Source organism: Pseudomonas sp. LB1P83 (genome assembly GCF_054897885.1).
This window is the reverse complement of sequence record NZ_CM142709.1, coordinates 3437041-3455870: the sequence shown is the minus strand read 5'-3', so window position 1 is coordinate 3455870 and position 18830 is coordinate 3437041. Positions and strand designations below refer to the sequence as shown.

Here is an 18830-nt window from a genome sequence, read left to right as displayed (position 1 = left end):
CGTACGCGAAGGGTTAAATGACTATCGGAGGAACGCCATGAACAGAATATTCGTAGAAGGTATCCCAAAACAGTACCCGGTAGAGGAAGTCACCCGGAATGTGCGTAACAGGGCAGGAGCGGGTAGCACACTCATTCGAGACTACGAGAGCGGCGAGTATAAAACAGCGGAGTACGAAACGCCTTCAACGCAACAGGACGACGGCCTAGGGCCAGGGTTATGCAGGGAGATCCGGAACGCATTATGGGCATCGTACAGAACCTACCCCTTCGGTTTGGACAAGTCGTCAAGTGAAAAAGCCGTGTTCGCCGTGCGTCGTATTTTTGTCGACGAGCAACCCTGCGAACCCTCTCAACCCTGCGAACCCAGTGAACCACCACCAACAATCCAGGGCCCAACCCAACAAGACGATTCAGAAAAATTACTATATCAAAGTCCTTATAACCTCTACCCGACGGTAACAAAAAAAGACTGAAACTGACATCTTGCACACCCCTACAACAGGACACACGAAGACATGCACGAGAGATGTATTCCACCCTGCGCCCACCCAATTCTTGCACTTGGAACACGCCACCGAACACACGGAATGGCCCCAAAATACCGGGCCCACTCCGGTTGATCACCTGAGGGCAGCGACGCCACCTATCTGCGGAACCAGGCGCGCAGGTCTGTGGAGTAAATGCAAACGCGTCGTGACGCCCCCCCGAACAGCAGGAGAACCAGGGAAGAACCGCGCAGCTTCTGACCCCATTTCGGGACACACCGAAGACGAATCGAGCACCGCTGCAAGCGTGTCGCAAGGAGCGCACGATTTCACCCAGGCAGACCACCGTGCACGATATTCCGCCACGCGACACATCCATCTGTCTTGGGATTTATGTCGCGTGTGCTCGTAAAGCCGGCGGAGTTTTAGGGCGTGGTTGGCGAGGGCGCGCGGTGCTACTGCGGCGCAGCCCTCAGCCGTAAAAAGAAACCCCATCCAGTCAAAGCCTTTCTCGACCTTGCCGATAAACGTTTTGTCGGGATGCTGTTCGAATCCATACACGTTAAAAAACTGGTTCAGCTGTTTGACCGCTTTGCGCAGATGCCAACGCGTCTTTGCAAAGAGGAGGAAATCGTCCCGGTGCCGCCCGCGAGCGTGTCCAGAATCCGCACCCGCTCGGTTTGCCAGTGGAAGCGCAGGTGCCAGATATCGGCATGAACCGGGTAGTGGCGACGTTGCGTGCAGAGCCAGTCAAAGGCCTCATCGACGAGTGCGTCGCTCAACTGGTCGAGTGTGATAGGTCGTTGCATACGTGGGTTGGTCGAGGTTGAAGCGCTGTCGGCAAGGAGAGTCAGCCGATTCTATCAGTGAGAAGGTGCGACATCTGCACCGGGGGCTATTCAGCGGGAACCGCCGAAATTTCCGTCAGCCGATCAACCGAGCTTGTCTCGTGTTTGGTCGATGCGTTCATGGATCACCTTGTCGGCCCGATGTGCCTCCGGCGTTGCCGTGCCTTCGTAGTCTGTCGGAAGTTCTGCCTGCCCGGCAAACCATTGCATGACCAGCGCGCAATTCGCATGAGTCGCCGCCGAAGGTTGCAGGCACAGTGAATAAATACCCCGGGTCTTCAACGGACGCCCGAACGGAACCACCAGCACACCGCGATCAATCGATTCCTGCGCCAGTGTCAAATCTGTCACTGCCACCCCAAGCCCGCGCGCCGCAGCATCAAGCGCCAATTCATCGAGGTTGAAGGGGATGTGCCGATAGTCCCCCAGCGGCTTGCCGTCATTGGCGGCTAGCCACTCAATCCAGGCTTGCTGGTCGGCCGAACGATGCAGCAGCGGGAAACGCACCAGATCCTCCATCGACGCCAGCGGCTGGGTGGCGCTGGCCAGGCCGGGCGCGCACACCGGCACCAGCGCTTCCTCGAACAGGGTCAGGCAGGCAGGATCGCTGGAGGGTTCGGGCAGGTAAAGGATGTAGGCATCGCTGTCGCTGGCCGGCTCGACGATCTCCGTCGCCACGGTTTCGATCGACAGAGAAATGTCCGGGTGACTTCGATAAAAATCGCTCAGTTTCGGCAACAACCAGCGCACCGCAAGCGATACATGCATGCGGATGCGGAACGGGCGTTTTTGCGGAGACAGCCGATCCTCAAGGGTTTTCAGTTGTTCGAGAATCGAGCGCGCGCTGGCCAATACCTGTTCGCCTTCCGGGGTCAGGCGAATGCTGCGGCTGCTGCGGACGAACATCGGCACGCCGAAGTGACTTTCCAGCTGCTGAATCTGCCGGCTGACGGCGCTTTGGGTCAGGCAGAGCTTATGCGCCGCTTGAGTAAAGCTGCCTGAATCAGCGACTTCCACCAAAGCCTGCAGGGCTTGAAGGGAAGGGACGTGACGAATCTTATCCATGCGTTTTATGAATGGCTCGATGAATTTATAACGTTGGTTGTATCACCGAAGACCTAATAGATTCTAGCGCTAGCAGCCGCCATCACACATTGCCTATGCAATTACCGCATGCGCTGGCTAAGAACGACAGTCTAGGCAGGTGACGCATGAACAATGAATGTGGCTGGATCGCGCAAGCAGGAAGTGCCCCGGCGCGTGATCGTCTGATCGGTGCACAAAAAGCCGACTGGCTGATCATCGGTGCCGGCATTACCGGCCTGAGTGCAGCCCATGCGCTGGCGCAAATGCACCCGCAGGCGCGCATCGTGGTGGTCGACCGGCAGCGCGCAGCGCAAGGCGCCTCGGCGCGTAATTCCGGATTTGTGGTGGCCCACGAACACCCCGCCAACGATGAATTGATCGGCAATTCCGGGTATGCCGGGTTTGAAGTGGACACGACAATTTCACGAGCCGCCAGTGCGGAAGTGCGCATGGTGATTGCCCGTCATGGCATCGAGTGCGACTTCCGGGACTCGGGCTATTTCTTTGCCGTCAGCGATCCCGGCAAGTTGACCCACATTGACGAAAAGCTGCAAACCTTGCGGGCACTCGGCGCATCCGCTGAGTTTCTCGAAGGCGAGCAACTGAATCAAAAACTCGGTACCCGGCATTATCGCGCCGCGATCTGGTGCGGCAAGGGCAACGCGTTGCTGCAACCGGCGAAGTACGTAAAGGGTTTGCTGGAGGCACTGCCGGAGACGGTCACCGTCTACGAAAACACCGACATCACCGGCCTCGAACGCTTGGGTAAAGGGCGTGTGCGGGCCAACGGCATCGATGGCAGCATCGAGGCGAAGCAGGTGCTGATCTGCCTCAACGCCTTCGTGCCGCGTGCTGGCATCCAGGACAGCGGCACCTTTGCCATGGAACTCAGCGCCAGCCTTACGCGGCCGTTGAGTGACGAAGAGTTTCGCAACATTGGCAGTGTCGAGCCTTGGGGCGTGCTGTCCACCCGTCCGCTCGGCGCTACGGTGCGGTTGACGCCCGATCGCCGGGTGATGATCCGCAACACGGCGGAATATCGCTCGCGGGATTTGTCCGGCCCTGAACTGGCGATACGTCGCCAGCACCATGTACTGGGTTTGCAGCGGCGTTTTCCGTGGCTGACCGAGCAGGATATCCAGCACACCTGGACCGGACACCTGAGCGCCTCGCGCTCCGGGCAGCCGTTTTTTTCCAAAGTGGAAGAGGGCGTGTTTGCCGTGGCCGGCTGCAATGGCTCGGGCGTGGCGCGCGGCACTCTTTGGGGTCGATTGCTCGCCGAACTGGCGTCGGGTGTTGGCTCGCCGCTGCTCGATTCGGTAATGGATCGAGCCCAGCCCGGCTGGCTCCCGCCGCGACCCTTGCTCGACATTGGCGCCCTGTTTCGGATGCGCGTCGAAGCCGTCCGGGCCAGGACAGAAATCTAGATTCCGGTTATCACAAAAGAACAAAAAGGTGATTGAACATGCAGGTCAATACGATTTCCCTGATGGTTGCGCTCACGGCGTTTTCGGCGGCCACTCACGCGGCCGAAGAGGTCAACATTTCCAACTGGAACGGCTACATCGCCGACGACACCTTGGTCAACTTCACCAAGGAAACCGGGATCAAGGCGACGTACGACATTCACGACAGCAACGAAGTCCTGGAATCAAAACTGATGACCGGCAACACCGGTTATGACGTGGTCAGCCCTTCGAACCATTTCCTGTCGCGACTGATCAAGGCCGGCGCGATTCAGAAGCTGGACAAAAGCCAGCTGCCCAACTGGAAAAACCTCGATCCGGCGTTGATGAAAAAGCTTGAGGTCAACGACCCGGGCAACCAGTACGGCTATCCGTACATGTGGGGCACGGCCGGTATTGGCTACAACGTCGAGAAAATCAAAGCGATCTTCGGCACCACCGACGTCACCCATTCCTGGAGCCTGATTTTTGATGAGAACAACATCAAGAAGTTGAGTGAATGCGGCGTGGCGATTATCGACAACCCGACGCAAATCCTGCCGATCACCCTCAATTACCTGGGGCTGCCACCCCATAGCCACGAGCCGGCGGATTACAAGAAAGCCGAGCAGGCGTTGCTCAAGATCAGGCCTTACATCCAGTATTTCCACGCCTCCAAGTACGTCAGCGACCTGGCCAACGGCAATATTTGCGCGGTGATCGGCTTCAACGGTGATGTGGTGCAAGCGGCGGCAAGCGCCAAGGAAGCCAAAAACGGTATCGAAATCGCGTATTCGATACCGGACGAAGGCTCGACCTTGTGGCTGGACATGGTGGTCATGCCCAAAAGCGCGCCCCACGAGAAGGATGGCTACGCGTACATGAACTACCTGTTGAAGCCTGACGTCATCGCCAACATCAGCAACAGCATCCATTACGCCAACCCGAACCTGGCGGCGGACACGCTGGTCGATCCGGCGGTGAAGCAGGACCTGGCGATTTACCCGCCGAAAAACGTGATGGACAAGTTGTTCACGGTCGAGGACCTGCCTGCCGCGATTGCACGGCTGAGCACACGTCTGTGGACCAAGTTGAAAACCAACACCTGACGCAACGGCGCCTGGGTTCCGCGGTTGGAACCCAGGTTTAACCGCGTCATGCGCGCTTCGGCAGTTTCCAGTTTGGCCGAATGAAGTGACAGGTGTAACCGGTTGGCAGTCGTTCGAGGTAATCCTGATGCTCCGGCTCTGCCTCCCAGAACGGGCCGGCGGGCACGATTTCGGTCACGACCCGGCCGGGCCAGATTTTGGAGGCGTCCACATCGGCTGCGGTGTCCTCGGCCACGGCTTGCTGCTCTTCGTTCAGATAGAAAATCGCCGAACGGTAGCTGAGGCCGATGTCATTACCCTGGCGATTGGCGGTCGACGGGTCATGGATCTGGAAAAAAAACTCAAGGATCTGACGGTAGCTGGTGATCGCCGGATCAAACACGACCTCGATCGCTTCGGCATGGGTGCCATGGTTGCGGTAAGTCGCATTGGGCACATCGCCGCCGGAGTAACCGACACGCGTCGACAGCACGCCTTTTTGTTTCCTTATCAGATCCTGCATGCCCCAGAAGCAGCCACCCGCCAGGATTGCGGTTTCAGTTTGCGTGGTCATCGCTTACTCCTCAGTGTTCATTGATTTGATCAGGTTGTTGCGCAGGGTCACGATCGTCTTCTGCAGTAGCGTGAACTCGTCTTGCGTCAGGCCTGTCGCGGCGGCGAGGCCGTTTTCCGGTTGGTCTTCGCGCAACGCCTTGCCTTGTTTCGTCAGGTTGATGCGCACCTGGCGCTCGTCTTCAGGATCGCGCTGGCGTTGCAGGAAACCCATCGCTTCCAGTTTCTTCAGGATCGGCGTCAGCGTGTTCGATTCAAGAAACAGCTTTTCGCCGAGGCTGCCGACGGTCTGATTATCCTGCTCCCACAGTGCAACGATGGTGATGTATTGCGTGTAGGTCAGGCCCAGGTGTTCGAGGATCGGCTTGTACGCCTTGCCGAACGCGAGGTTGGTTGAATAGACCGCGAAACACAGGAAGTCGGAGAGCTTCAGGTCTTCGGGTACCGCTTTGTCGGTGGATTTCATGTGTCGCCTCGTTCGTCGAAGACGGCTTTGTCGTCTGCGTGAAATATACCTCGTGTGCGATGGTGTCGTAAGTGCTCTAAGCCGGTACGTGATAAACGGCAAGGGCAGGTTCGACGCAGGGTGTCGAACCCGCCGCGCGGTGCATCACGCCGTGAGGACGTTCAAGTCCACGTCGATGTTGCCTCGCGTTGCCTTCGAGTACGGGCAGATCTGGTCGGCGGTGTGCGCCAGTGTCTTCGCAATGTCATCTGCCAGGCCGGGCACGCGCAGGGTCAAACGAGCTTGAAGGAAATAATCCGCACCGGTCTGGCCGACGTCGACTTCGATGTCGACGGACATGTCCGCCGGCAGCACCACGTTCAGGTCATTGGCCACCAGCCCGACGGCGGCGGTGTAGCAGGCCGACCATGCCCCGGCGAACAGCTGCTCGGCGGCCGGATGCGGCTGGGTGGCCGCGAACACATGCGCAGGCTGGGCGTTGCCGGGCGACGAGATGGCGATGTCGAGGCTGCCGTTATGGCCGCGCGAGGTGTTGCCGGTGCGGCTGGCGGTGGTGTGGGTTTTGCCGGTGGCCAGTACTTTTTCGATCTTGCTCATGGGTGATTACCTGAATGTTTCAATAGGGTTGTAATTCGTATGCGCTTACATCGCATACGATATATAAGATGCTTCTACGAATGCAAAAGGGTACTAAAGCTTCCCGGTATTTCAGGCCGTGAGAACGTTCAGGGCCACGTCGATGTTGCCGCGTGTAGCTTTCGAGTACGGGCAGATCTGGTCGGCGGCGTGGGCGATTTCTGTTGCCACACCGTGATCCAGACCGGGAGCGCGCAGCGTCAGGCGTGCCTGGAGGAAGTAAGCGTCGCCGGTCTGGCCCAGGTCGACTTCGATATCGACGGACAAATCGGATGGAAGCTCAACGTTACGCTGCTTGGCGGCAAGACCGACGGCGGCGATGTAGCAGGCCGACCATGCACCGGCGAACAATTGCTCGGCTTTCGGGTGCGGCTGGGTGCCTTCGAATTCATGGACTGGCTTGGCGTTGCCGGGCGACGACAGCACGATGTCGAGGCTGCCGTTATGGCCGCGCGAAGTGGTGCCAGTGCTGCTCATGGTGGTGTGGGTTTTGCCGGAGGCCAGTACTTTTTCGATCTTGCTCATGGGGTGAATCCTCAAAGGTGCATTAGGGCTTGTTTATGTGTCGTATACGTTTGTGTCGTATGCGATGTAAATAATACTCTCGCAGTCGCCAATCCAAGTCAAGAGGGGCAAGGGGGACTTGGCGACGAATGGTTGATGACTGGGGAGGTGGATGGGCTCCCGATTCCGCGCAACAAAAAAGCCCGCACAAGGCGGGCTTCTGGAATCGAGTAGGTGGCCAGCGCTGGTCTCTGGCTTACAAGGTTTATCAGGCTTCTGACAGAACAGTTTTGTGCTGTCCTGCTTCACACGGCATAAGGGCTGGACCTCACCTCGGAGATCTTTCTAACCGTGTACCCTTAGGAGCGCGCCCCACGCTTCCTCGCTATCCTCTTGCGCATCAGTCTGCGTCTTCACCTACAGAATTTAGAATAGCAAAGGCTGCGCAGCGCATACCGGGCCTTTTAGACCGATTTCATCCTTCGGAAAAAGTGGCAGGATGGAAAACTGCTATCGGGTACAGCCTGCCGCGAAGGCAGGCCACACTCGGTGCCTGGATCAGACCAGATTGATGGTGACGTCGATGTTGCCACGGGTCGCTTTGGAGTACGGGCAGGTCTGGTGTGCAGCATCGACCAACGCCCTTGCAACAGCAGGCTCCAGGCCCGGAAGGCTGACATTGAGGCGTGCCTGGAGGAAGAAGGCGTTTTCGGTCTTGCCCAGATCCACTTCGGCATCAACGGCGACGTCGCTCGGCAAAGTCACCTTCAGCGCGGCAGCTGCTTTGCCGATCGCACCGATGAAGCAGGCTGACCAACCTGCAGCCAAAAGCTGTTCTGGATTGGTGCCGGCGCCTGAAGAGCCAGGCGGGGAAAGCTTGATGTCCAGACGTCCATCATCGCTTCGCGACTCGCCGTCGCGGCCGCCGATGGTGTGGGTCTTGCCCGTATAAAGCACGGTGTCGATTTCATTGATCATGACGGGGTTCCTGCTAAAGGTTGGGGGCCTCACCCTTTCCGTCGCCGGTTTTATGGACGAAGGGGTGAGGTCCCCACTTTTTCACCTTTATGTAGTGCCTATGTGTCCTGATCCGGTGGTTGTGTAACGCTGTGTAAGATCGCCAGCGAAAATACACACCGATACAAAGCCGGTAACCAGGCCGAGGCCGCTGTTGCCGCCGGTGATGAATGCAGTTTTTCCAGCCAGTTTCATTGGGAATCTCCTAAGGTTTTATCATGCAACCATTGATGACGAAGTTAATGTGCGTATGGCACAGAGAACTGATTGCCCTGTCGCAGTGGGGCAACGAATTTTTGTATGAGCCCGGCGAAGCGGGATCGGTCATGGTCGACGCAAAGGATCGCCCGCCGATCCAGAAACTGCAGTTGGTTTCAACGGATGGACGACGCTCCAGCCAGAAGACATCGTGACCAAACTGGGCGTACCGCACTGACGTGCGCCCGCGGTTGTATCCGAACGTATCTCCGACGCCGGCAGTTACCTGGGCATACAAAACCACGCTTTCTCGACACCTGCGCGATACACCGCGACCTCGTAATGACGCCACCGCAACCGCGGCATTCATTGGAGAATTGCGATGTCCCGTATCAACTCCCGTCACACCGCAGGCCTGCTTGGCATCGCCCTGGCTGCCGCCGTTTCACTCAACGCATTCGCGGCTGAAGAAGCAAAAGCGCCCGCGCAAGCCACTCCGGCAAAAAGCTGGCAGACAGGCCTGCACCGCACGGACCTGGTGCGCCAGGACCTCGACATTTCCAAGGGTGAGGTGATTCAGGTTCGTGTCGATTTCGATCCGGGCGTCGTATCCCCCAAGCATTCCCATCCTGGGGTGGAAGTCGCCTACGTCATCTCGGGCACGTTTGAGTATCAGCTCGAAGGGCGGGCGCCGATCACGCTCAAAGCCGGCGACTCCTTGTACATCCCCGCAGGCACTGCGCATGTCGCGAAGAACATCGGTGACGGCAAAGCCTCGGAGCTGGCGACCTACCTCGTGAAAAAAGACACGCCGCTGTTGATCCTGGAAAAATAAGCGATAGCCGCCCGATGCAGTGCATCGGGCGTCTTCGTTAAACGGAGCCTTCAGATTCCGACGGTTTCCCCTGGCCAACCGGCCTGGCGCAATGCCTTGAGCAGTGTTTTCGCGTCCAGTCCCGGCACGGTGTGGCCGTTACCTTCAGTCGTTTCAGCGACCAGCAGGGCGTTGATGATCGCTTCCTCCACCGCTTCAGTCGCGGCCAGAAACAACTCGCTGATATGGTCGTTGTTGACCATGCTCAAGTTGTCGCAAGTGGGTGCACCTTTGCCTTCATAAGCGGCCGGCGGGACGTGTTGATTGCCGGTGGCGAAGGCGATGAAAATGTCGCCGCTGTGGTCTTCGTTGCCGCCGCCGGTGCGGGCAAGCCCGAGGCTGGCACGCTGTGCGAGGCGCGTGCATTGATGCGGCAGCAGCGGCGCATCGGTGGCCAGGCATACGACGATCGAGCCCATCCCCGGATACGGCAGCGATGCCCTGAGGAACGGTGAATCAGCCTGTTCCATATAGCGCCCGACCGGGTAACCATCGACCCGCAGCTCATTGCGAATGCCATGGTTGGCCTGGACGATGGCACCGACGGTCCAGCCGCCCTGAGCCTTGCTTAATTGGCGCGAGGACGTGCCGATGCCTCCCTTGAATTCGTGACAGATCATCCCGCTGCCACCGCCCACCGCGCCTTCCGTCACCGGTCCGCCGACGGCGTTGCGCTGGGCCTCGGCCACATGCTCGGGCTTCACATGAAAGCCATTGATGTCGCTGAGCAGGCCGTCGAAGGTCTCCAGCACCACCGGCATGTTCCAGTAAAGTCGCCCGTCATCAGGCTGGGCCTGACGATCCAGGGCGATCAGCGCATCACGCACCACGCCCAGGCTGTGGGTGTTGGTGAAGGCAATCGGGCTGGTCAGCAGTCCGGCTTCACGAATCCACTCAAGCCCCGTGGCGTCGCCGTTACCGTTGAGCACATGGACACCGGCAAAACACGGTTGCTGATTGGTGGACCCGGCACGCGGTTCGATCAGGGTCACGCCGGTGAAGATGTCGCGGCCACTGGCGCTGCGGCCGCGCACATCGCTGTGGCCGACGCGCACGCCGGGTACATCGGTGATGGCGTTCAGGGGACCGGGTTGCAGTTGGCCGAACTGGATGTTCAAGTCGCGGGCACGTGGTTTCATCGTTTTCTCATCTTCTATTTATTCAAAAAGTGCGTGGCTGACGCGATCCCTGTAGCAGCTGGCGAAGCCTGCGTTCGGCTGCGAAGCAGTCGTAAAACCGGCTTGCTCGGTCCACCTGACATACCGAGTGTTCTGAAAACACGACTGCTGCGTCCGAACGCGGCCCGAACCGAACGCAGGCTTCGCCAGCTGCTACAGGTCTCGTGAGAATCACTGACCGTTTTTCACTTTGCTCCAGATCCGCGTGCGCACCCGTTCGGTGGCCGGCGGCAAGGGCTGAAGGGTGAATAACGTGGCCAGCGCCTCGGCCGACGGATAAACCGCCGGGTTGTTGCGGTTCGCTTCGGCCACCAGCGGTGTCGCGCTGCGGTTGCCGTTGGGGTAGGACAGGTAATCGCTGACCGGGGCGATGACGTCGGGGCGCATCAGGTAGTCGATGAAGGCCAGGCCTTGCTCCGGATGCGGTGCGTCCTTGAGCAACACAAGCGTATCGAACCAGACCGGCGCACCTTCCTTCGGCAGGCTGTAAGCGATCCTCACGCCGTTGTTGGCCTGCTCAGCATTTTTCCTGGCTTCAAGCATCGCGCCGGACCATCCCACCGCTACGCAAATATTGCCGTTGGCCAGGTCGCTGATGAACTTCGACGAGTTGAAGTAGGCAATGTGCGGGCGCAGTTTGAGCAGCAGCGCTTCGGCCTTTTTATAGTCCTCGGGGTTGGTGCTGTTCGGTGGCAAACCCAGGTAGTGCAGGGCGACCGGGAGCATTTCCGCTGGCGAGTCGAGCATCGCTACGCCGCACTGGCCGAGCTTGGCCAGGTTCTGTTCGTTGAACACCAGATCCCAGGAATCCACCGGCGCCTTGTCACCCAGGGCGGCACGGACCTTGTCGATGTTGTAGCCGATGCCGTTGGTGCCCCACAGATACGGCACGGCGTACTGGTTGCCCGGATCGTTGTTAGCCAGTTTCGCCAGCAGATCGGTGTCCATGTTTTTGAAGTCCGGCATCAGTGCGCGGGGCAGTGGCGCCAGCGCACCGGCCTTGATCAGGGTCGGCAAGCTGAAGTTGCTGGCCACCACCACGTCGTACCCACTGCGGCTGGTCAGCAGTTTGCCTTCGAGTACTTCAGCGCTGTCGAAGGTGTCGTAAACCGGCTCGATACCGGTGTCGCGCTTGAAGTCGTGCAGGGTGGTGGGGCCGATGTAGTCATACCAGTTGTAGACATGAACCGTGGGACCCTCGGCAGCCACCGCCGACAGCGAAACGCACAAACAGGCGCTCAGCCCAAGATTGATCTGTTGACGGGGACGACTCATGATGCGGCACTCCTGGCCTGCTGCAGGCCGGTGATGAACAGGTGCTTGCAGCGTATCGGCAGGCGGGGTACTCACCCATTCCCATCATGGGTTACTCGAAAGGGGTAGTGCGTGGACGCGTTGTTGAAAGAGTTGCCGGTGCACCAGGGGCTGGCACGGGTATTTGGCGCGTTGGGTCAGGACGGTTTCTGGCGCGCGCTGGTCGACACGCTGCGGCTGCTGGTGCCGCTGGACAACGCGTTGGTCGCGGTGATGAGGGCGGGGCGGGTGCCACGCTTGCTGATCGACTTCGACTCAAAAGGTGGCGCCACCGAGCAAGAAGAACTGGCAGACTACAGCGCCGGCATGTACCTGCTCGATCCGTTTTACCAGGCCGCTTGCGCCGGCATTGCCGATGGCTTGCACAGCCTCGATTCGGTGGCCCCCGACCAGTTTCAGCAAAGCGAGTATTACCTGAGCTACTTCCGTTCGGTGGTGGGCGGCGACGAGTTGCAGTTCATGGTCAACATCGACGGCGCCGTGCTCGGTTTATCGCTGGGGCGCTCGACGCGGTTCACCCTCGAAGAGCAGGGACGTTTATTGTGCGTACGGGATTGGGTGCTGTCGGCAATGCGCCGGCATCTGCAGTTGATGCCGCCGGAAGGCACGACTGCCGAGGCCGTGGCTGGCGATCTGGCGACCTTGCTGGATCGCTTCGACGCGCGATTGTCCGTGCGGGAAGTCGAAACGGCGCGACTGATTCTCCAGGGCTTCTCCAGCAAAGCCATCGCTCAGCAAATGGGCATCTCCCCGGAGACGGTGAAGGTGCATCGACGCAATCTCTACCACAAGCTCAACGTGAACGGTCACGGCGAGCTGTTTGCGCTGGTGTTGCAACCGCGTTAATCCAAACAGTGGCCTCACCCCAATCCCCTGTAGGAGCGAGCCTGCTCGCGATAGCGGTTCATCATTAAACGCGGATATCGACTGACCCAACGCCATCGTCGGAACGCCGCCTGGAGCAGGCTCACTCCCACAGTAAAAGCAGTACTCAGTTCTTCAGGGTGAACACCAACGCCTTCAACCCGCATTCAACATCAGCATCCGGAAACTCCGGCGGATTCTCCAGCCGCCGCTCAAATCGCAAACCCGGTGCTTCACGCATCACACCCTCAATGAGAAAGTCCGCCCCGAACGCCGGATCGTTCATGCACGCCAGCACCGTCCCCTCGGGGCTGAGCAACTCCGGCAGCCGACGCAACACGCGCTGGTAATCCTTGGTCAGCAGAAAACTGCCTTTCTGAAAGGACGGCGGGTCGATGATCACCAAGTCGTAAGGCCCCTTGCCGATCACCTTGCCCCAAGACTTGAACAGGTCGTGGCCGAGAAAACTCACCTTGCTCATGTCGTGGCCATTGAGCCGATGGTTGTCGCGACCACGGTTCAGGGCCGGGCTGGACATGTCCAGATTGACCACATGCTCGGCGCCCCCCTCGATGGCGGCGACTGAAAAGCCGCAGGTGTAGGCGAACAGATTCAACACGCGCTTGCCATTGGCATTCGTCCGCACCCAATCACGGCCATAGCGCATGTCGAGGAACAACCCGGTGTTCTGCTTGCGGCCCAGGTCCACGCGATAGCGCAGGCCACCCTCGGTGATGGTCATGTCCTCGATCACTTCCCCGATCAGCCATTCGGTAGTGCTTTGCAGCAGATAACGATGCTGCAGCGCCAGGGTGTGCGCGCCAGATTGCGTCCACTCGGGTGACCGGGTGATGTCCATCAGTCGCTGTTTTAACGCATCCAGCTGCGCCGCTTCAGGTTCCTTGAACAGCGACACCAGCACCACGCCCTGCAACCAGTCGACGGTCAACTGCTCCAGTCCCGGCCAGCAGCGTCCGCGACCGTGGAACAGCCGGCGGGTTTCTGCGGGTGCATCGGCCAGGGCTGTCAGCAAATGGTCGTGAAGGATGGAGAGAGCGTCAGCGTTCATCGGGCAGGGGCCAGCAATTGGATGGGGGCGGCATTTTAAACACAATTGAGTGTTGGCGGACGCCTGCGATGGTTGGCATGTACTCACAATATTGAAGACGCTTGTATCAAAAATGAATTTCCGCCAAATCCGTTGCTCATACCTGTAGGCAGCGGATTTGAGCCCGCGAAATCATTAGGCAATCAGGGAGTGGCAAAGTCATGTGTCCAATATCGATGGCGGGCGAGTGCCTTCCTGGAGGGTTGATTCTTGTGGTTGAAGATGACCCGCTGATTCTGGAGTTTCTCTGCGAAATTCTTCAGGAGGAAGGTTTCAAGGTTGAACCGCATGTCAGCGCGGACGCCGCATCGAAGTATCTGGAATCGCACGCGAACGAAGTGGGTCTTTTGCTGACGGATATCACCATGCCCGGAAAGCGTAACGGCGCCGACCTGGCCAATGAGTTTGGCGATCGCTGGCCAGACAAACCGATCATGATCATGTCCGGTTTTGAAACCCCCGAATCTTCCGGGGTGCGGCATGCCGTGTCTTTTATCAAGAAACCCTGGGCGTTGGGGCAACTGCTGGACTGTGTCGATGGGGCGTTCAAGTCGCGACGGTCGCTGTAGGTCGTGTACATTGACGGATCTGCCTGACACACGAAGGAAGCTCATCCTTGTCTGCTCACGACTCCGTTTTCAATACGCCGTATCGCGCGTTCCTGTTCGACATGGACGGCACCGTCCTCAACTCCATCGCCGCCGCCGAGCGGATCTGGACCACCTGGGCCTTGCGCCACGGGGTGGATGTCGAATCCTTCCTGCCGACCATTCACGGCGCCCGCGCCGTCGATACCATCAATCGTCTGGCCTTGCCCGGGGTAGATGCCGAGGCACAGGCAGCGTGGATTACCGAGGCTGAGATCGAGGACGTGGAGGGGATTGTCGAGGTGTCCGGCGCGGCAAGTTTCCTGAGTTCTTTGCCAGCCAATCAATGGGCAATCGTTACCTCCGCACCGAGGGCACTGGCGTTGCGCCGGATGGCGGCGGCGGGGATTGCCGAGCCGGGTGTCATGGTCACGGCCGAAGATGTCAGTGCCGGCAAACCTGATCCTGCGGGCTATCGGCTGGCGGCTCGACGGTTAGGTGTTGAGGTGACTGATTGCCTGATCTTTGAAGATGCCGCAGTGGGGATTCTCGCGGCCGAGGCGGCTGGGGCGGACCTTGTGATAATTACCGCGACGCATGACCATCCGATTCAGACGGCGCATGCCACCTTGGCGAGTTACGACTCGGTTGTCTGTCGTGCAGATGTTGACGGTCTCCTCCTGATCGAAACCTGATTTGTAGGAGCGAGCGGTGCGGCGATCCGACTTGCCCGCGAAGACGTTGGCACTAGCAATAGCTGTCTCATGATCGACCGCGATGGCCCCTTCGCGGGCAAGCCTCGCTCCTACAGGTCGCACATGAATAATCTCAGTACAAACCGGGAATCAACCGCCAGCTACGGGCGCAGTACGACTCATATTCAGCCCCGAACTGCGCCCTCAGCAACGCCTCTTCCGAGTGAATCCGGGCAATCAGCGGAATCACCGTCAGCGCCGCCAGCAACAGCCCGACCCCAGAACGAAACGCCAGTGCCCAGCCCACGGCGATGACCAACATCCCCAGGTAACTGGGGTTGCGCAAGCGGCGATAGATCCCGTCGGTGACCAGACTGTGCCCCGGCTGAATCGCCACCAATCCACTGAAGCGGCTGCCCAGCACAAACACCGGCCACATCCGCAGCGCGCCGCCGACAATGAACAGCAAAGCCCCCAGCCAGCGCACCCCCTCGCCACCGAAGGTCCAGAAGTCGATGCGGTCGGTGTAGGCCGGCAGGTACCCACTCAACAGTCCGATGACGCCGAACGCTGGCAGCACCCAGCGATTGCCCCGGTCTTCACGCTCCCCGGAGCTCAGATTGACCTCGGTGAACAGCGAGGCAACGGCCATTACCAGCGTTGCAATGGCGACCGCCACCAGCGGCGCATGCGCGAAAAACGCCGCAAACCCACCCAGCCCCCACACCGCGAGACCGAGGTAGGCGAGGGTAGAGACGATGGCGAAAAACGCCAGCCTGGCCGAGATTTTCATGCGCACCCATTCCCGCTTTTAACCGATGTTTTCAGTGTAGATGGTCATGTTGAATCGCCGGTTTGGGCTAGCCTCACTGAACGGTTCAGTCGGGCGAAAGGAGGGGCGCATGAACCATTCAAATCGGGGCAGCGAAGAGGTCTTTGGCGGCGTTCGTCGCTTGATGGTGATTGTGATGTTTCTGGCCCTCTTCGGAGGCGGCGTCGTCGCCTGCTCGACACCCTCGCTCGAACCCTATTCACCGCTGGTTCTACCTCCGTCAGGGCCAACATCCAGCCCTTTGACCGCGCGATTCATGGGCGTGTCGACCCTGATGCTCAGCGATGGCAACACATCGATCATGACCGATGGCTTCTTTTCGCGTCCGGGCTTTTTGCGGGTGGCGCTGGGCCGGATCGGGCCGGACGGGGACCGCATTGATGCGGCGTTGCACGCTATTGGCAACCCGACGTTGGCGGCGGTGATGGTGGCGCACGCTCATTACGACCATGCACTCGACTCCGCCGTGGTCGCCTTGCGCACAGGGGCAATGCTGGTAGGGTCCGCATCGGTCGCCAATATCGGATCAGGTGCAGGACTTCCACCCGAACGAATCAACACCGTCGACAAAAAACAATCATTCGACTTCGGTGAGTTCACGGTGCAAGCCTTCCCGTCGCCACACTCTCCGGACGCAAGATACCCAGGGACCATCGACACGCCGCTGAAACCACCCGCCAGCGCCAGTGATTACAAGGAGGGTGGTAATTACTCTTACTTGATCGAACAACGCAATGGCCTGCGGATCCTGATCCACCCCAGCGCCAATTTCACAAAAGGCCTATACAACAACGTCAAGGCAGACGTTGTATTTCTCGGCATCGGTTTCCTCGGCAAGCAAGACCTGCAGTTTGCCCGGAATTACTGGCACGAAGTGGTGCAAGCCACCGGCGCGCGGCTGGTGATTCCGATCCATTGGGATGATTTTTTCGAGCCCTTCGACAAGGGGTTACACCCCATGCCCAAGTGGATGGACAAGTTCGATATCGCGATGCAACGGTTGATGCTTCTGGCCTTGGCCGATGGCGTGGCGTTGCGGCTGATGCCGCTCTATGAAGCGGTCGATCTGCGGGCTGCGCTTCCTGCCCATTAGCGTTCACGCCGTCATCTGCGATCTGGCATTACGCCGAATCACCTGCGGCGGTTGGCCGAACGCCCGCAGGAAGGCTTCGCGCATGCGACGGCGGTCGGTGAAACCGGCCTCGGCGGCGATCTGGTCGAGGGTCAGGCGCCCGCGTTCGAGCATCTGACGCGCCGCCTCCAGGCGCAGATTTTCGATGGCCTTGGCCGGGGACTGCCCGGTCTCGGCGCGAAAGGTCCGGCTGAATTGCCGAGGGCTGAGGCGCGCCACGTCCGCCAGTTGCTCCACCGACAATGCCGACGTCAGGTGTTCCCGGGCGTATCCGAGGACGGTCTGAATGCGGTCGGATTTTGGCTCCAGTTCCAGCAATGCCGAATGCTGCGACTGGCCCCCCGCACGGCGTTGGTACATCACCAGTTTCTGCGCGACGGACCGGGCCAGTTCGGCACCATGATCCTTTTCGACCATGGCCAGCGCCAGGTCGATGCCAGCAGTCATGCCGGCGGAGGTCCAGATGGAACCGTCGACCACGTAGATCCGGTCGTCTTCCACTTTTATCGAGGGAAACCGCGCTTGCAGTTCCCGCGCATACGCCCAATGCGTGGTGGCCCGCCTTCCGTCGAGCAAACCGGCCTGGGCCAGCACGAACGCGCCCGAACAAATTGACGCCGTGCGTCTCGCGGTTTTCACGCTGTCGCGCAGGTACGCCAGCACACCCTCGGGCGCCTGCTCGAGGATCGAATCGCCGCCGACCACGATCACCGTGTCGAACACCTGCTCATCAAATGCCTGGGTGCCGACACTCAAACCGCCGGAAGCCTGCAGGGTACGGCCATCCTCAGAGATCACGCTAACGTCATAAAGCGCTTCACTGGCGCTGAAGTTGGCGTACTCGAACACCGGCATGGCCGCCAGCGCCATGGACTGGAAACCCTCGAAAACCACGAATGCCACGGAAGTCATGATCAAGTCCTCAAAAAGCCATGTCCTGAAAACGTACTTTAAATGTCATTTCAGACGAGCGTGAGTCAATTTATAACTGTTCACACCCGGCGACCTTATCGCCTCACTGTGAAGGAAATTGCACATGGCTCTCTCATCCAAAGGCACCGCACTGATCACTGGCGCCTCTTCAGGCATCGGCGCGGTCTATGCCGACCGTCTCGCCCGGCAGGGTTACGACCTGATTCTGGTCGCCCGCAGCCAGGGAAAACTCAATGCGCTGGCCAACCACCTGAGCAATGAAACCGGCCGCGCTGTGGAAGTGGTCGCCGCCGACCTCAAAGACAAGGCCGGCCTCCTGCGGGTTGAAAACATTCTGCGCAACGACGCCAGTATCACCTTGCTGGTCAACAACGCCGGCGTTGGCGGTGTCATGCCGTTGCTCGGCAGCCCGGTGGACGACATGGAAGACATGATCACACTCAACATCACCGCGCTGATGCGTCTGTCCTACGCCGTGGTGCCTGGCTTCGTCGCACGGGGCGCCGGCACCGTGATCAACATTTCTTCCATCGTCGCAATCGCTCCGGAAATCCTCAACGGCGTTTACGGCGGGACCAAGGCATTCGTTCTGGGCCTGAGCCAATCGATGCACCATGAGTTAGCCGACAAAGGCATTCGCGTTCAGGCGGTGTTGCCCGGCGCCACCGCCACCGACTTCTGGAGCGAGGCCGGCAACCCGGTTGAGAACCTGCCGCAAGAGATCGTGATGTCCGCCGAAAATATGGTCGATGCCGCGCTGGAAGGGCTGGCGAAAGGAGAAGTGGTGACGATCCCGGGCCTGCACGAGGGCGACAAATGGGATACCTACGAAGCTCAGCGCCAAGTGCTGTCAGGGTCGTTTGGCCACTCATCGGCGGCACCGCGTTATCAGTAAGGCGGTAATCGTAGGGCAGGGTGAACTAAGCTTGGATAAGGGTTGTTCATCACCGGCGCGTCGACACCTC

22 protein-coding genes are annotated in these 18830 nt (G+C 59.4%); 9 read left to right on the top strand and 13 right to left on the bottom strand.

All coding sequences use genetic code 11. From position 1 onward, the window contains the following. Positions 1-1062 precede the first annotated feature (1062 nt). Together ACYZTY_RS15830 and ACYZTY_RS15825 are read right to left on the bottom strand one after the other, a co-directional pair. Positions 1063-1296, bottom strand: coding sequence for a hypothetical protein (locus ACYZTY_RS15830; protein WP_461954492.1), 234 nt, complete (start codon positions 1294-1296; stop codon positions 1063-1065). A 123-nt stretch (positions 1297-1419) separates the two neighbouring features. Further along, positions 1420-2400, bottom strand: coding sequence for a LysR family transcriptional regulator (locus ACYZTY_RS15825; RefSeq protein ID WP_461954491.1), 981 nt, complete (start codon positions 2398-2400; stop codon positions 1420-1422). Positions 2401-2546: 146 nt separating this feature from the next. On the opposite strand from ACYZTY_RS15825, the gene ACYZTY_RS15820 reads away from it, so the two are divergent. Next, entirely contained in the window at positions 2547-3848 is a 1302-nt protein-coding gene (locus ACYZTY_RS15820; protein ID WP_461954490.1) for an NAD(P)/FAD-dependent oxidoreductase, read from the top strand. A 38-nt stretch (positions 3849-3886) separates the two neighbouring features. Next, positions 3887-4975: a polyamine ABC transporter substrate-binding protein gene (locus tag ACYZTY_RS15815; RefSeq protein WP_461954489.1), complete on the top strand. Its 1089-nt coding sequence runs from the start codon at positions 3887-3889 to the stop codon at positions 4973-4975. Between the two features lie 46 nt (positions 4976-5021). On the opposite strand, the gene msrA is transcribed toward ACYZTY_RS15815, so the two are convergent. From msrA to ACYZTY_RS15785, 6 genes are all read right to left on the bottom strand, one after another. Continuing rightward, positions 5022-5528, bottom strand: coding sequence for a peptide-methionine (S)-S-oxide reductase MsrA (msrA, locus tag ACYZTY_RS15810; protein ID WP_461954488.1), 507 nt, complete (start codon positions 5526-5528; stop codon positions 5022-5024). A gap of 3 nt (positions 5529-5531) precedes the next feature. Then, positions 5532-5993 (bottom strand): MarR family winged helix-turn-helix transcriptional regulator, encoded by a 462-nt coding sequence (locus ACYZTY_RS15805; RefSeq protein ID WP_131061685.1) that lies wholly within the window; start codon positions 5991-5993, stop codon positions 5532-5534. Between the two features lie 144 nt (positions 5994-6137). Next, on the bottom strand, positions 6138-6590 hold the full coding sequence (locus ACYZTY_RS15800) for an Ohr family peroxiredoxin (RefSeq protein ID WP_461954487.1): 453 nt from the start codon (positions 6588-6590) through the stop codon (positions 6138-6140). Between the two features lie 111 nt (positions 6591-6701). Beyond that, positions 6702-7154, bottom strand: a complete 453-nt coding sequence (locus ACYZTY_RS15795) for an Ohr family peroxiredoxin (RefSeq protein ID WP_461954486.1) — start codon at positions 7152-7154, stop codon at positions 6702-6704. A 537-nt stretch (positions 7155-7691) separates the two neighbouring features. Continuing rightward, on the bottom strand, positions 7692-8111 hold the full coding sequence (locus ACYZTY_RS15790) for an organic hydroperoxide resistance protein (protein WP_461954485.1): 420 nt from the start codon (positions 8109-8111) through the stop codon (positions 7692-7694). An 87-nt stretch (positions 8112-8198) separates the two neighbouring features. Then, the gene (locus tag ACYZTY_RS15785) at positions 8199-8345 is read right to left on the bottom strand and encodes a hypothetical protein (RefSeq protein WP_461954484.1); all 147 of its coding nucleotides are present in this window, start codon (positions 8343-8345) and stop codon (positions 8199-8201) included. Between the two features lie 23 nt (positions 8346-8368). Here ACYZTY_RS15785 and ACYZTY_RS15780 point away from each other — a divergent pair, with 23 nt between their 5' ends. Further along, entirely contained in the window at positions 8369-8563 is a 195-nt protein-coding gene (locus tag ACYZTY_RS15780; RefSeq protein ID WP_461954483.1) for a hypothetical protein, read from the top strand. Between the two features lie 167 nt (positions 8564-8730). Beyond that, positions 8731-9183, top strand: coding sequence for a cupin domain-containing protein (locus tag ACYZTY_RS15775; protein ID WP_461954482.1), 453 nt, complete (start codon positions 8731-8733; stop codon positions 9181-9183). Between the two features lie 50 nt (positions 9184-9233). Here ACYZTY_RS15775 and ACYZTY_RS15770 read toward each other — a convergent pair whose 3' ends face one another. Together ACYZTY_RS15770 and ACYZTY_RS15765 are read right to left on the bottom strand one after the other, a co-directional pair. Further along, complete coding sequence (locus ACYZTY_RS15770) at positions 9234-10361, bottom strand: DmpA family aminopeptidase (RefSeq protein WP_461954481.1); 1128 nt, start codon at positions 10359-10361, stop codon at positions 9234-9236. A gap of 210 nt (positions 10362-10571) precedes the next feature. Further along, positions 10572-11675 carry a polyamine ABC transporter substrate-binding protein gene (locus tag ACYZTY_RS15765; protein WP_461954480.1) on the bottom strand — a complete coding sequence of 368 codons (1104 nt, stop codon included), beginning with the start codon at positions 11673-11675 and terminating at the stop codon, positions 10572-10574. A gap of 111 nt (positions 11676-11786) precedes the next feature. Here ACYZTY_RS15765 and ACYZTY_RS15760 point away from each other — a divergent pair, with 111 nt between their 5' ends. Beyond that, on the top strand, positions 11787-12560 hold the full coding sequence (locus ACYZTY_RS15760) for a helix-turn-helix transcriptional regulator (RefSeq protein ID WP_461954479.1): 774 nt from the start codon (positions 11787-11789) through the stop codon (positions 12558-12560). A 145-nt stretch (positions 12561-12705) separates the two neighbouring features. Here ACYZTY_RS15760 and ACYZTY_RS15755 read toward each other — a convergent pair whose 3' ends face one another. Further along, positions 12706-13647, bottom strand: a complete 942-nt coding sequence (locus ACYZTY_RS15755) for a class I SAM-dependent methyltransferase (protein ID WP_461954478.1) — start codon at positions 13645-13647, stop codon at positions 12706-12708. 200 nt (positions 13648-13847) lie between these two features. On the opposite strand from ACYZTY_RS15755, the gene ACYZTY_RS15750 reads away from it, so the two are divergent. Both ACYZTY_RS15750 and ACYZTY_RS15745 read left to right on the top strand, forming a co-directional pair. After that, positions 13848-14255 (top strand): response regulator, encoded by a 408-nt coding sequence (locus ACYZTY_RS15750; protein WP_461954477.1) that lies wholly within the window; start codon positions 13848-13850, stop codon positions 14253-14255. A 47-nt stretch (positions 14256-14302) separates the two neighbouring features. Then, positions 14303-14968: an HAD-IA family hydrolase gene (locus ACYZTY_RS15745; RefSeq protein ID WP_461954476.1), complete on the top strand. Its 666-nt coding sequence runs from the start codon at positions 14303-14305 to the stop codon at positions 14966-14968. Between the two features lie 133 nt (positions 14969-15101). On the opposite strand, the gene ACYZTY_RS15740 is transcribed toward ACYZTY_RS15745, so the two are convergent. Next, positions 15102-15761 (bottom strand): methyltransferase family protein, encoded by a 660-nt coding sequence (locus tag ACYZTY_RS15740; protein WP_461954475.1) that lies wholly within the window; start codon positions 15759-15761, stop codon positions 15102-15104. 109 nt (positions 15762-15870) lie between these two features. On the opposite strand from ACYZTY_RS15740, the gene ACYZTY_RS15735 reads away from it, so the two are divergent. Beyond that, complete coding sequence (locus ACYZTY_RS15735) at positions 15871-16893, top strand: MBL fold metallo-hydrolase (protein ID WP_461954474.1); 1023 nt, start codon at positions 15871-15873, stop codon at positions 16891-16893. Positions 16894-16896: 3 nt separating this feature from the next. Here the strand turns inward: ACYZTY_RS15735 and ACYZTY_RS15730 are convergent, their stop codons facing one another. Further along, positions 16897-17844 carry a GlxA family transcriptional regulator gene (locus tag ACYZTY_RS15730; RefSeq protein ID WP_461954473.1) on the bottom strand — a complete coding sequence of 316 codons (948 nt, stop codon included), beginning with the start codon at positions 17842-17844 and terminating at the stop codon, positions 16897-16899. 124 nt (positions 17845-17968) lie between these two features. Here ACYZTY_RS15730 and ACYZTY_RS15725 point away from each other — a divergent pair, with 124 nt between their 5' ends. Further along, positions 17969-18760 (top strand): SDR family NAD(P)-dependent oxidoreductase, encoded by a 792-nt coding sequence (locus ACYZTY_RS15725; RefSeq protein WP_461954472.1) that lies wholly within the window; start codon positions 17969-17971, stop codon positions 18758-18760. Positions 18761-18830 lie beyond the last annotated feature (70 nt).

What these genes read in the sequence shown, in the direction of transcription:
- ACYZTY_RS15830 (WP_461954492.1), bottom strand. Translation starts at nt 1,296, where the DNA reads ATGCAACGACCTATCACACTCGACCAGTTGAGCGACGCACTCGTCGAT.
- ACYZTY_RS15825 (WP_461954491.1), bottom strand. Translation starts at nt 2,400, where the DNA reads ATGGATAAGATTCGTCACGTCCCTTCCCTTCAAGCCCTGCAGGCTTTG.
- ACYZTY_RS15820 (WP_461954490.1), top strand. Translation starts at nt 2,547, where the DNA reads ATGAACAATGAATGTGGCTGGATCGCGCAAGCAGGAAGTGCCCCGGCG.
- ACYZTY_RS15815 (WP_461954489.1), top strand. Translation starts at nt 3,887, where the DNA reads ATGCAGGTCAATACGATTTCCCTGATGGTTGCGCTCACGGCGTTTTCG.
- msrA (WP_461954488.1), bottom strand. Translation starts at nt 5,528, where the DNA reads ATGACCACGCAAACTGAAACCGCAATCCTGGCGGGTGGCTGCTTCTGG.
- ACYZTY_RS15805 (WP_131061685.1), bottom strand. Translation starts at nt 5,993, where the DNA reads ATGAAATCCACCGACAAAGCGGTACCCGAAGACCTGAAGCTCTCCGAC.
- ACYZTY_RS15800 (WP_461954487.1), bottom strand. Translation starts at nt 6,590, where the DNA reads ATGAGCAAGATCGAAAAAGTACTGGCCACCGGCAAAACCCACACCACC.
- ACYZTY_RS15795 (WP_461954486.1), bottom strand. Translation starts at nt 7,154, where the DNA reads ATGAGCAAGATCGAAAAAGTACTGGCCTCCGGCAAAACCCACACCACC.
- ACYZTY_RS15790 (WP_461954485.1), bottom strand. Translation starts at nt 8,111, where the DNA reads ATGATCAATGAAATCGACACCGTGCTTTATACGGGCAAGACCCACACC.
- ACYZTY_RS15785 (WP_461954484.1), bottom strand. Translation starts at nt 8,345, where the DNA reads ATGAAACTGGCTGGAAAAACTGCATTCATCACCGGCGGCAACAGCGGC.
- ACYZTY_RS15780 (WP_461954483.1), top strand. Translation starts at nt 8,369, where the DNA reads ATGCAACCATTGATGACGAAGTTAATGTGCGTATGGCACAGAGAACTG.
- ACYZTY_RS15775 (WP_461954482.1), top strand. Translation starts at nt 8,731, where the DNA reads ATGTCCCGTATCAACTCCCGTCACACCGCAGGCCTGCTTGGCATCGCC.
- ACYZTY_RS15770 (WP_461954481.1), bottom strand. Translation starts at nt 10,361, where the DNA reads ATGAAACCACGTGCCCGCGACTTGAACATCCAGTTCGGCCAACTGCAA.
- ACYZTY_RS15765 (WP_461954480.1), bottom strand. Translation starts at nt 11,675, where the DNA reads ATGAGTCGTCCCCGTCAACAGATCAATCTTGGGCTGAGCGCCTGTTTG.
- ACYZTY_RS15755 (WP_461954478.1), bottom strand. Translation starts at nt 13,647, where the DNA reads ATGAACGCTGACGCTCTCTCCATCCTTCACGACCATTTGCTGACAGCC.
- ACYZTY_RS15750 (WP_461954477.1), top strand. Translation starts at nt 13,848, where the DNA reads ATGTGTCCAATATCGATGGCGGGCGAGTGCCTTCCTGGAGGGTTGATT.
- ACYZTY_RS15740 (WP_461954475.1), bottom strand. Translation starts at nt 15,761, where the DNA reads ATGAAAATCTCGGCCAGGCTGGCGTTTTTCGCCATCGTCTCTACCCTC.
- ACYZTY_RS15735 (WP_461954474.1), top strand. Translation starts at nt 15,871, where the DNA reads ATGAACCATTCAAATCGGGGCAGCGAAGAGGTCTTTGGCGGCGTTCGT.
- ACYZTY_RS15730 (WP_461954473.1), bottom strand. Translation starts at nt 17,844, where the DNA reads ATGACTTCCGTGGCATTCGTGGTTTTCGAGGGTTTCCAGTCCATGGCG.
- ACYZTY_RS15725 (WP_461954472.1), top strand. Translation starts at nt 17,969, where the DNA reads ATGGCTCTCTCATCCAAAGGCACCGCACTGATCACTGGCGCCTCTTCA.